Raw genomic sequence first — 9,904 nt, 5'->3', positions numbered from 1 at the left:
CACAACTCACGAAGTGAGAGAGAACGTGCACTGCTTACGCGAGGAATTCCGCGCAGCCAAGGGTCAAGTCTACGTTGTGTCTGATTGTTAAAGCAAACCCGCCCAGGTCTACTTCCGCGAGATTAAGCCGGAGTTGGCCCTAGGAGCACTTCTGGCAGAGGCCAAACACGTCCACGATATGACGCGGCTGAGTGAAACCGTGTTCTGCTGCCACCTTCGCGGCCCAGGACTCCACTGCTTCAGCTTCAATCTCTTCGGTGTGACCACATTGGCGACAGATCAAGTGGTGGTGGTGTCCATCACTGGAGCATGCACGGTAAAGGTTCTCGCCCTCTGGTGACTGCAGGGCATCTGCTTCATCTGCCGTGACGAGGTCTGTCAGGGCGCGGTAGACCGTGGCCAAACCAATCGTGGAGCCTTCTGCTTTGAGTTCAGTGTGCAGCTTTTGGGCGGAGACGAAATCTCCGCGCTCATTCAGTGCTGTTCTCACGGCTTCGCGTTGCCAGGTGTTGCGTTTCATGTTGTTGCTCCGATCGATGCGGGGCGTCGCATGGTGAAGGTTCCCCATGCAATAAAGAAGATGGTTGCTGCCACGAGTGAAATGCTGGCTCCGGCACTGACACCCAACCAGCGAGAGATGAGTAACCCCGCAACGCCGGCGAGCGCACCGAGGGTTGGCGCCAGCCAGAACATGACGTTGATTTTGTCGGTGAAGTAGCGGGCAGCTGCTGCGGGCGCTGCAATCAAGGCGATAGCCAGGATTGCTCCTGCCGCAGGCAGTGCTGCCACCACAGCAACGGTGGTGATGAGTAGAAGCACTGCATCAAGCAACCAGGGCTTTGCCCCGGTTGCTGCGAAAGCTTCGGGATCGAAGAGGAAGAACAGGATCTGCTTGCCCCAGATGAGCATGGTGGCAATCACTGCAAGAAGAGCAGCGCCAGCAACAAGTCCATCAACCCAGGTTGCCGAGAGGATCGAACCAAACAAGAAGCTGTCTATCTGGATGGGGATGCTCGGGTTCATGGCCTGCAGCAGAACACCTGCGGCAAAACCTGCGGTGAGCATGACGCCGGAGGCGGCCTGGGTTCCTTGACCTCGGATGCGGCTGAGGAAGGTCAAGATGATGGCCAAGCTCACGCAGGCAATCAGTGCACCAATTTGGAGGCTTGCTCCCAAGATGGTCGCAATGACTGCGCCGGGGAAGGTTGCGTGAGTCAACGCCTGCGCGAACAAGACCCGCTTACGCAGGACCACCAGCACACCGGCAAGACCTGCCAGGGCACCAACGAGAACAATGACTACCAGTGCACGTTCGAAGTAGCTCATGCGTTGACCCCCTTGCGGAGCACGCGCACGATCAATGCGATGGCATAGAGCGTGACAAAACTCAGCGCAACGGTTGCACCCGCTGGAACATCTACCCCGCCCACAACTGAGATATTGAATCCCAGAGCAAGGCCAATCCAAGATGCGAATACTGCTGCACCCACGGCAACAGCAAAGAGACCGCCCAGCTTGGTGGTCACCAAGCGGGAAAGGGCACCCGGAACAATGAGCACAGCAAGAACCAGCAGGTTTCCCACCGCATTCGATGCCGCAACAATGACCAGGGCGATGGCGACGTTCAAGACGAGCTCCGTGCTGACCCGGCGATAGCCGGCAGCAGCACTGCCCTCAGGGTCGAAGGCTCGGAAGACCTGGCGGCGGAACGTAAGCAGCACCAGAACCAGCGCAACACCGGCAACAATCGCCGTGGTGATAGCTTCGCTGTCTGTGACGGTGAGCAAGTGACCAAAGAGGAGTTGCTCCAAACCACCAGCACGCCCTGGTGAAGCCGAAACGATGATCACGCCGATGCTGAACATGGCTGTCAGCACGATCGCTGTCGTGGCATCGGAGGTGACCCGGTTATTACTCATCAAAGTCAGCACGATGGTTGCGGCAGCTGCAGCAACGAGAGCGCCAATGAGAACGCCTCCCTGTCCGCCAAAGACAAAGCCCGCTGCCAAGCCAGGGAACACAGCATGGGTGAGGCCATCGCTCAAGAACTCGAGGCCACGCAGGTTGATGAAGACACCAATCACTCCAGCAGCCACGCTCAACACAATCAACACCAGCAACGCTCGACCCATAAAGGGGAGCGCGAATGCGGTGGTGAGAGAGTCAAGCAGATTCATGACTAGTGGCCTTCGTGGCCTGGCACGACGACCGTGTGCTCGTCGATCTCCACTTGGAACTCGTGGAAGACCTCTTGCAGGTTGGCCAACGTCAGCACGTCATCCTTGGGGCCGAAGGCAATCTGGCGACCGTTCACAAATAGAACAGTGTCACAGACCTCGCGGGCAAGTTCCAGATCGTGGGTGGTGACAATGATGGCAACCCCAGCTGTCTTGAGCTGTCGAAGAGTTTGCATCAAGGCGTCACGGTTGGGCTGGTCCAAACCGTTGAATGGTTCATCGAGAAGGAGCAGACCGGGTTCGGAGGCGAGAGCGCGTGCCAAGAAGCCACGCTGCTGCTGACCGCCGGAGAGTGAACCAAAGCGCTTGTTGGCAACATTGGTCAGGCCGACATTAGCTATTGCTTTCCTGACAGCAGCACGGTCAGTGCCAGTGGGGAAAGAAAACAGGCCCATCTTGCGATAGCGACCCATCATGACGACCTGTTTGAGGGTCACTGGGAACTCAGGGTCGATGTGCTCGGTCTGGGGAAGGTAACCGATGGACTCGGCGCTTTTGCCAAACCCCATGGATCCTTCGAGCAAGGGAATCAGTCCCAAGACACCCTTAAGCAGGGTCGACTTTCCTGATCCGTTCGGACCAATCAGTGCCATAGCTTCGCCGGGTTTGACGGTGATGTTGACCTCAGTCAGAGCAGGTGTGCTGCCATAACTGAAAGCACCGCCGGTGATCGTCAGTGCATCATCAGTAATGATGGGGATAGGTCTGGTGCGTGGACTCATCAGCTCAGCTCCGCAGGAAGTTGCAGGACGGGATAGCCCCATGCGGTCATCAGCACGGTGACGTTGTGAATTGTTGCCTTGATATAGGTCTCTCCATCAGAGCCGGTGACACCTAGCGAATCCGAGTAGAGCGCATCGTCACCGGAGTAAACCTTCACGCCAGCTTCGTTGGCAATAGTTGTGGCCAGCTTCGGTGAGATCGATGCCTCTGAGAATATTGCGGTTGCACCAGATTCTTTGATCAGGGCGATGAGGGAATCGAGCTCAGCAGCACTGGGCTCCGCATTGTCATCGAAGCTGGGGATGATTGATCCAACAAAGGTGATGCCGTATTCCGAGACGAAGTAGGTGAAAGCATCGTGGTTTGTCACCAGTAATCGCTGGTCAACTGGAACCTGGTCAAAGTTTGCAATGACCCACTCATTGAGGCTGGCGAGTTGGTCTGTGTAAGAAGCTGCGTTGTCTTCCATGACCGTTGCGTCAGCGGGGTTCAGTGCCTCTAATCCTGTGGCGATGTTCTTCACCATCACTTGAGCATTGAGGGGAGAAGTCCAGATGTGGGGATCTCCTTCTCCATGAGCATGTTCTTCTTCGTCAGCATGAGCCGCATGATCTTCTTCGGCTTCACCGGCAGCGAGGAGTTCGATTCCTGTGGAGGCATCGATGATCTCGCCCGAGAAGTTCGCTGCGGAGAGAGCATCAGTAATCCAGGGCTCGAGGTCAGCGCCATTAATCACCACAGCATCGGCTTGGGAAAGAGCAAGGAGCTGCTTTGCGGAAGGGTCGAAAGAGTGTGCACTTTGGTTGGGCTGGATCAATCCCGTCACGGTGCCGGTGTCTCCGACAACAGCACGAGTGAACTCGGTGACTTGAGTGGTTGTTGCCACAACCTGGAATTCGTCATTCTGGGGTGCCTGCGAAGAACATGCGCTGAGGCTTCCGGCAACAACGATGCTGGCAACAAGAATTCCGAATGATTTCATACCTCGAAAGTAATCTTATTGAGAATGATTGTCAATACCGATAGTGCGCTGTACGCATTCGGCGCGTACCCTTATATACATGGCAGTCCCCAAAGTTCTTCTGTATTACGCATTCGCACCCGTAGCTGACCCCGAGGCCGTTCGCCTCTGGCAGCGAGACCTCTGCGAAGGCTTGAACCTGCGTGGACGCATCCTTATCTCCAAGCACGGCATCAACGGAACCGTCGGTGGTGACATCGACAACGTCAAGATGTATCTGCGCAAGACCAAGGAATACCCCGGCTTCAAGAAGATGGACGCCAAGTGGAGTGACGGAACCGGTCTCGACGAGAACGGTCAGAGCCTGGACTTCCCTCGCCTCAGCGTGAAGGCACGATCAGAGATCGTGGCCTTCGGTGTTCCCGATGAAATTGAAGTCAACAACAAGGGCATCATCGGTGGCGGAACCAAGCTCAAGCCCCACGAACTCGACGCACTCGTTGAAGAGCGCGGCGATGAAGTTGTCTTCTTCGACGGCCGCAACGCCTGGGAAGCAGAGATTGGCCGTTTCAAGAACGCCATCATTCCTGATGTGAAGACCACTCACGACTTCGTGCGTGAACTTGAAAGTGGCAAGTATGACCACATCAAGGACAAGCCCATCGTCACCTACTGCACCGGTGGTATTCGCTGCGAAATCTTGACCCCCATCATGAAAGCCCGTGGCTTCAAAGAGATCTACCAAATCGATGGCGGCATCGTTCGCTATGGCGAAGCTCGCGGAAACCAAGGTCTCTGGGAAGGTTCGCTCTATGTCTTCGACAAGCGCATCTCGATGGACTTTGCTCCTGACGTTGCACTGATCGGAACCTGCGTTTGCTGCGGCACCAAGTCAAACCACATGATCAACTGCGCCGACAAGATGTGCCGCGAACAGATGGTTGTCTGCGAAGAATGTGCCGCAGTCGATGTGTTCTGTGAAGAACACGCGAAGGTTACGGCTTAACGCTCAGAGCGCGTTCGACCAGAAGGTCAACCATCGATTCGATGTTGATGGCATCTGCCACTGCATCAATTCGAAGTCCGAACGCTTCAGCATCTTTTGCCGTGCGGGGACCGATTGCTGAGACCAAGGTCTTTGCTGGAACGTCGCCAATCTGAATGGCGATTTGTTCTGCCACAGAACCAGAGGTGACCAAGATGTCGCTGATCTTGCCTGCTCGCACATCGTTGATGACGCCCTCGGCGACATCAACGCCGACGGAACGGTAAGCAACAATCGACTTCACGCTGTGGCCGATACGAATGAGACCCTCGGTGAGCACAGGAACAGCAATCTGTGAACGCAACGTGAGAACGCGAAGTGGGATCACACCGCCGGTGGCTGCCGTCCACTCTTCGAGAAGACCATGTGCAGTGTTCTCTTCGCTGGGGGCAAGGTCAGCTTTGTAGCCAGCAGCTGCAAGAGCTGTCGCTGTGGTTTCACCCACGCATGCCACTTTGGTGGTGGCTGGGATGACAGCCTGGTGTGCCATCAGCACATCAACGGTTGTGGCGCTGGTCAGTGTGATCCAGTCGAACTCACCAGCAGCAAGTTCCTTCAGCGCTTCTTCAAGAGCGGGGGCATCATCGGTGGGGGCAAAGTTCACCATGGGTGCGATTACCGCAGATGCACCTTTAGCGCGGAGAGCGGATGCGACAGAGTCGCCCCAAGGTCCACCGCGAGGCACAAGTACGCGATGCCCATAAAGGGGACGCGTCTCAATAGGAGAGGTAAAAGACATCGCCTCTATTGTCACCGACGGTTATGCCACACAACAAACTGAGAAAGCAGGTTTCCGCCATTAATGGCGGGACTGTAACCAAATGGTTATCGGCGACCTGAACGAAATACCCCGGCAATGATGACACCAGCGAGCGCAACAGCACCAACTCCGATGCCGAGGAGAAGCAATGGCTGCTCCTGCTTCATGACGGTGAAACGTTCTTGAAGGCGATCTTTCGCCTTCCCTAATTGCTTGGGAACGTTGGCCTTGTCTTCCAGCTCATCCAAGGTGGAGGAGAGCTTGTCGCGGGTAGCGGCGAGGTGTTCCTGCAATTCGGTGTTGCTCAACGTGGAGACGAAGGAAGGCTCGGTGAAGAACTCATCTTCGGAGACTTTGGACAGTTTCGAGTTAGATGCCATATTCGTCATCTCCCTTGAAGGCGTGTGCGTCTTTGACAACGCTGTCGAAGGTCTCGGTGGGAAGAGGAGGGGTCCCCTTCTTAAACTGCACAACAGCGGCACCGATGAGACCAAGAATCGTCAGCAAGAGAATTCCAGAGACCGTAAGCGCTGCTGCCCAGGGTGGCATCACAAGCGCTAGCGCGAAGATGCCAGCCAGCAGCAGAGTGAAGGTGAGGAAGCTGAGCAGCACCAGGGCAATCACAATCAGGATTGCGCCGATACCCAAGCTCTTGAGCTTGCGAGCCATTTCGCGCTTGAGCTGTTCAAACTCTGCACGAACCAGGTCCATGAGAATACCGGGAAGATCGCGGAGCAAAGCGAAGAGCGAACGCTCTTCCTTCTGAGTGCTCTCCTTATCCGGAGAAGATGATGCCGTTGCCATGATTACTTCGCAGCTGGCTTAGGAGCAACCTTGGCAGCTGCCTTGGGTGCTGTTGCTGCAGGCTTGGTAGCTGGCTTAGCAACTGGTGCCTTCTTGGCTACAGGCTTGTCGCCGGTGACCTGGTGGATCACACGCTTAGCGGCGGTGATGGCTTCTTCAGCAACATCACCCACGGCATCCTGTGCCTGCTTGACCGACCACTGAACGGGCTCTGACTCCCAGATGTTCTGGGCAGCGGACTTGATCTGCTCGTAACGCTTACGTCCAGCACGAGTACCAAAGACGTAGCCGATAGCTAGACCCACAATGAAAAGGAACTTGCCCTTCATGATTTCTTCCGTTCAATATGTCAAAAATCGCATATGTTGCGGTTCTAGCCTAGCCCTCGAAGCTGAGAGTCCCAACGGGAGGTTTTTCAGGATCACTCAAGAGCACCCTGCGCATGCCCAAAGCGGCATGCTGTGAAGCGGGAATTGCTCGCTCTAAACCAGGGTTCTCGGAAGAAATACCGACCTCAGCCACGCGCTCGGTGTCGATACCTTCAGGAAGTTCCACGTCACCAAAGTCAGCTAGGACAACGCCTGCTTTCTTGTAACCGGTAGCGAGCTTCTTGGTGGGGTCGGTCACTCTGGTCACTGTTGCAGCAAAGTACTCCAGCTTGGCTATCGCAGCAGACGTGATCGCTGCTGCGCCTCCAGGAACGACAACTCGTTGAACCACACGAGGATCTTCAGCAATAAGTTCGAGGATGCCGTTGCTCAATGAGCCGCCACGTGTCATGGCTTGAGAAAGGCCTGGTGCTACCGCGTCCACGTTCAGTTCATCAGCGGTTAGTCCATAGCGCTCGAGGACCACTGGGTTTACCAGCTTTTCAAGTGCTGCTTCGCCGATGCGGGTTCGAACGAGCTTGCCCAGGTTAGGTTCAGTGCCGATGGTGAGCACGGGCTTGATGCGGTCGAGGTAGACCCGCCATGCTCCACCCCAGCCGAGAGCTTTTCTGACGCGTTGAGAGAACGGGTTTGCAGGGATGCCGCACAGCTCTTCTTCGCCTGGTGCGGGGATGACGATGTCATAGGGAACACCGAGTTCGTCCAGAAGCTCGGCAACCACTCCACCACGGTGAGAGAAGTTGGCAGGGCCTTGGTTCTCGTCTGCCTTGGGAATCCAGACATCGACCTTCAGGCCAATGCGTGCACAATCCAAGGCAGCGGCGAAGACTGCAAGGTCACTACCAATGGCCAACACATCACAGCGGTTCGCTGACTTTGCTGTGGCCATAATTTCTACCTCTTACTTATGCACCCTTGAGGGCAAGTGCGAGATACATGTGCAGGTCCTCGATGAGGATACGTTCCTGAGCCATGGTGTCGCGGTGACGCACGGTCACTGCCTTGTCCTCGAGGGATTCAAAGTCAACGGTGATGCAGAACGGGGTGCCGATCTCATCCTGACGGCGGTAACGGCGACCGATAGCACCCGAGTCATCGAAGTCGATGTTCCAGGACATACGCAGTTCTGCTGCCAGTTCTTTCGCCATGGGCGAGAGCTGCTCATTACGAGACAGAGGAAGAACAGCTGCCTTGATGGGAGCCAGGCGTGGGTCAAGCTTCAAGACGGTGCGCTTGTCAGTGCCACCCTTGGCGGTCTCTACTTCTTCTTCAACATAGGCGTCCACGAGGAATGCCATCAGAGAGCGAGTCAGACCAGCCGCAGGTTCGATGACGTAGGGAGTCCAACGCTCGTTCTTGTTCTGGTCGAAGTAGGAGAGATCCTTGCCGGAGTGCTCCGAGTGAGTCTTGAGGTCAAAGTCGGTGCGGTTCGCAATACCTTCGAGCTCACCAAATTCACCGCTAGCAAAACCGAACTTGTACTCAATATCCACGGTGCGCTTGGAGTAGTGCGAGAGCTTTTCCTTAGCGTGCTCGTAGAGACGCAGGTTCTCGGGGTCAATACCGAGATCGACGTACCAGGCGAAGCGCTGGTCGATCCAGTACTGGTGCCATTCTTCGTCCGTGCCGGGCTCGACGAAGAATTCCATCTCCATCTGTTCGAACTCACGGGTGCGGAAGATGAAGTTTCCGGGGGTGATTTCGTTACGGAAGCTCTTACCGATCTGGCCAATGCCGAAGGGAGGCTTCATACGTGCTGCCTGCAGCACGTTGGCGAAGTTCACAAAGATGCCCTGAGCTGTCTCGGGACGCAGGTAGTGCATACCTGCTTCTTCAGCCACGGGGCCAAGGTAGGTCTTGAGCAGACCAGAGAAAGGCTTGGGCTCGGTCCAAGCGCCGCGCACGCCACAGTCAGGGCAGGGAACGCCAGCTAGACCGCCTTCAGGTGCACGGCCCTTGCGCTCTTCGAAAGCCTCGATGAGGTGGTCTTCACGGTGACGCTTGTGGCAGCTGGTGCACTCCACGAGAGGGTCAGAGAAGACCTCAACGTGGCCAGATGCTTCCCACACCTTGCGGGGAAGAATGACCGAGGAGTCCAGGCCGACGACGTCGTCGCGGCGCTGAACCATGAAGTTCCACCACTGCTTCTTGATGTTCTCTTTGAGGGCAACACCCAAGGGGCCGTAGTCCCATGCAGAACGGGATCCGCCATAGATCTCACCGGCTTGGAAAACAAAGCCGCGGTGTTGAGCTAGAGCAATAACAGAGTCAAGACGAGTGCTGGGGGCCATAACGAGCAATCTTACCGAGGACTACCAGATGCTGACGCGCTTGTCGGCGTCGAGCCAGTGGTCATCGGAGGGTTGGACATCGAATGCGTCATAGAACGCATCGATGTTGCGGATGATTTGGTTGCAACGGAATTCGTTGGGTGAGTGGGGATCAATTGCGAGCAGACGGATCACTTCTTCGTCGCGACCCTTCTGCTGCCAGGACTGTGCCCAGCTCAGGAAGAAGCGCTGTGCGCCGGTGAGACCGTCAATCACAGGGGGCTCTTCGCCCTTGAGTGAGATCAGGTACGCCTTCCACGCAATAGCGAGACCACCCAGGTCGCCGATGTTTTCACCAATGGTGAGTTCACCGTTCACAAAGTGTCCGGGCACCTGCTTGGGAGACAGTGCGTTGTATTGGTCAATCAGAGACTTGGTGCGCTTCTCAAATGCTTCGCGGTCATCATCCGTCCACCAGTCGGTGAGCAGACCATCACCGTCAAAGCGAGAACCCTGGTCATCGAAACCGTGACCGATTTCGTGGCCAATGACGGCTCCAATGGAGCCGTAGTTGGCGGCGTCATCCCAGTCCGGGTGGAAGAAGGGTGGCTGCAGGATTGCTGCCGGGAACACGATCTCGTTGAACCCAGGGTTGTAATACGCATTGACGGTCTGAGGAGTCATGAACCACTCATCACGGTCAATGGGTTTGCCA

General features: G+C 56.1%; 13 protein-coding genes. 1 reads left to right on the top strand and 12 read right to left on the bottom strand.

Annotated elements, in window-relative coordinates; translation table 11 throughout:
* Positions 1 to 139: 139 nt before the first annotated feature.
* From Q0362_RS02435 to Q0362_RS02415, 5 genes are read right to left on the bottom strand one after another with little or no spacing between them, the layout of a single operon-like run.
* The gene (locus Q0362_RS02435) at positions 140 to 520 is read right to left on the bottom strand and encodes a Fur family transcriptional regulator (protein ID WP_298119398.1); all 381 of its coding nucleotides are present in this window, start codon (positions 518 to 520) and stop codon (positions 140 to 142) included.
* Positions 517 to 1,326: a metal ABC transporter permease gene (locus Q0362_RS02430; protein ID WP_298119397.1), complete on the bottom strand. Its 810-nt coding sequence runs from the start codon at positions 1,324 to 1,326 to the stop codon at positions 517 to 519. Before Q0362_RS02430 ends, Q0362_RS02435 begins: the two co-directional genes overlap by 4 nt.
* Entirely contained in the window at positions 1,323 to 2,177 is an 855-nt protein-coding gene (locus Q0362_RS02425; protein WP_298119396.1) for a metal ABC transporter permease, read from the bottom strand. Before Q0362_RS02425 ends, Q0362_RS02430 begins: the two co-directional genes overlap by 4 nt.
* 2 nt (positions 2,178 to 2,179) lie before the next feature.
* Positions 2,180 to 2,959, bottom strand: coding sequence for a metal ABC transporter ATP-binding protein (locus tag Q0362_RS02420; RefSeq protein ID WP_298119395.1), 780 nt, complete (start codon positions 2,957 to 2,959; stop codon positions 2,180 to 2,182).
* The gene (locus Q0362_RS02415) at positions 2,959 to 3,942 is read right to left on the bottom strand and encodes a metal ABC transporter substrate-binding protein (RefSeq protein ID WP_298119394.1); all 984 of its coding nucleotides are present in this window, start codon (positions 3,940 to 3,942) and stop codon (positions 2,959 to 2,961) included. The genes Q0362_RS02420 and Q0362_RS02415 overlap by 1 nt, the downstream gene beginning before the upstream one ends.
* A 79-nt stretch (positions 3,943 to 4,021) precedes the next feature.
* Between Q0362_RS02415 and Q0362_RS02410 the strand changes: the two genes are divergently transcribed.
* The gene (locus Q0362_RS02410; RefSeq protein WP_298119393.1) at positions 4,022 to 4,927 is read left to right on the top strand and encodes a rhodanese-related sulfurtransferase; all 906 of its coding nucleotides are present in this window, start codon (positions 4,022 to 4,024) and stop codon (positions 4,925 to 4,927) included.
* Here Q0362_RS02410 and Q0362_RS02405 read toward each other — a convergent pair.
* The 7 genes from Q0362_RS02405 to Q0362_RS02375 all read right to left on the bottom strand — a co-directional run.
* Positions 4,917 to 5,705 (bottom strand): uroporphyrinogen-III synthase, encoded by a 789-nt coding sequence (locus tag Q0362_RS02405; protein WP_298119392.1) that lies wholly within the window; start codon positions 5,703 to 5,705, stop codon positions 4,917 to 4,919. The two genes, Q0362_RS02410 and Q0362_RS02405, sit on opposite strands and share 11 nt — an antisense overlap.
* Before the next feature lie 86 nt (positions 5,706 to 5,791).
* A complete protein-coding gene (locus tag Q0362_RS02400) occupies positions 5,792 to 6,106 on the bottom strand; it encodes a DUF3618 domain-containing protein (protein WP_298119391.1) in 315 nt (104 codons plus the stop codon).
* The gene (locus Q0362_RS02395; RefSeq protein WP_298119389.1) at positions 6,096 to 6,530 is read right to left on the bottom strand and encodes a phage holin family protein; all 435 of its coding nucleotides are present in this window, start codon (positions 6,528 to 6,530) and stop codon (positions 6,096 to 6,098) included. Before Q0362_RS02395 ends, Q0362_RS02400 begins: the two co-directional genes overlap by 11 nt.
* Positions 6,531 to 6,532: 2 nt before the next feature.
* On the bottom strand, positions 6,533 to 6,859 hold the full coding sequence (locus Q0362_RS02390; RefSeq protein WP_298119387.1) for a YtxH domain-containing protein: 327 nt from the start codon (positions 6,857 to 6,859) through the stop codon (positions 6,533 to 6,535).
* Between the two features lie 49 nt (positions 6,860 to 6,908).
* Positions 6,909 to 7,808, bottom strand: coding sequence for a hypothetical protein (locus Q0362_RS02385; RefSeq protein ID WP_298119386.1), 900 nt, complete (start codon positions 7,806 to 7,808; stop codon positions 6,909 to 6,911).
* Positions 7,809 to 7,824: 16 nt separating this feature from the next.
* Positions 7,825 to 9,210: a glycine--tRNA ligase gene (locus Q0362_RS02380; protein WP_280794697.1), complete on the bottom strand. Its 1,386-nt coding sequence runs from the start codon at positions 9,208 to 9,210 to the stop codon at positions 7,825 to 7,827.
* A 21-nt stretch (positions 9,211 to 9,231) separates the two neighbouring features.
* The coding region (locus Q0362_RS02375) for a M13-type metalloendopeptidase (RefSeq protein WP_298119381.1) at positions 9,232 to 9,904 on the bottom strand (673 nt) is incomplete at its 5' end.

Source organism: uncultured Aurantimicrobium sp. (genome assembly GCF_936931525.1).
GTDB lineage: Bacteria > Actinomycetota > Actinomycetes > Actinomycetales > Microbacteriaceae > Aurantimicrobium.
The sequence above is the reverse complement of the archived record's forward strand: the minus strand, read 5'-3'. Positions and strand labels throughout refer to the sequence as shown.

Coding starts and splice junctions, on each gene's coding strand:
- Q0362_RS02435 (WP_298119398.1), bottom strand. CDS start 520: ATGAAACGCAACACCTGGCAACGCGAAGCCGTGAGAACAGCACTGAAT.
- Q0362_RS02430 (WP_298119397.1), bottom strand. CDS start 1,326: ATGAGCTACTTCGAACGTGCACTGGTAGTCATTGTTCTCGTTGGTGCC.
- Q0362_RS02425 (WP_298119396.1), bottom strand. CDS start 2,177: ATGAATCTGCTTGACTCTCTCACCACCGCATTCGCGCTCCCCTTTATG.
- Q0362_RS02420 (WP_298119395.1), bottom strand. CDS start 2,959: ATGAGTCCACGCACCAGACCTATCCCCATCATTACTGATGATGCACTG.
- Q0362_RS02415 (WP_298119394.1), bottom strand. CDS start 3,942: ATGAAATCATTCGGAATTCTTGTTGCCAGCATCGTTGTTGCCGGAAGC.
- Q0362_RS02410 (WP_298119393.1), top strand. CDS start 4,022: ATGGCAGTCCCCAAAGTTCTTCTGTATTACGCATTCGCACCCGTAGCT.
- Q0362_RS02405 (WP_298119392.1), bottom strand. CDS start 5,705: ATGTCTTTTACCTCTCCTATTGAGACGCGTCCCCTTTATGGGCATCGC.
- Q0362_RS02400 (WP_298119391.1), bottom strand. CDS start 6,106: ATGGCATCTAACTCGAAACTGTCCAAAGTCTCCGAAGATGAGTTCTTC.
- Q0362_RS02395 (WP_298119389.1), bottom strand. CDS start 6,530: ATGGCAACGGCATCATCTTCTCCGGATAAGGAGAGCACTCAGAAGGAA.
- Q0362_RS02390 (WP_298119387.1), bottom strand. CDS start 6,859: ATGAAGGGCAAGTTCCTTTTCATTGTGGGTCTAGCTATCGGCTACGTC.
- Q0362_RS02385 (WP_298119386.1), bottom strand. CDS start 7,808: ATGGCCACAGCAAAGTCAGCGAACCGCTGTGATGTGTTGGCCATTGGT.
- Q0362_RS02380 (WP_280794697.1), bottom strand. CDS start 9,210: ATGGCCCCCAGCACTCGTCTTGACTCTGTTATTGCTCTAGCTCAACAC.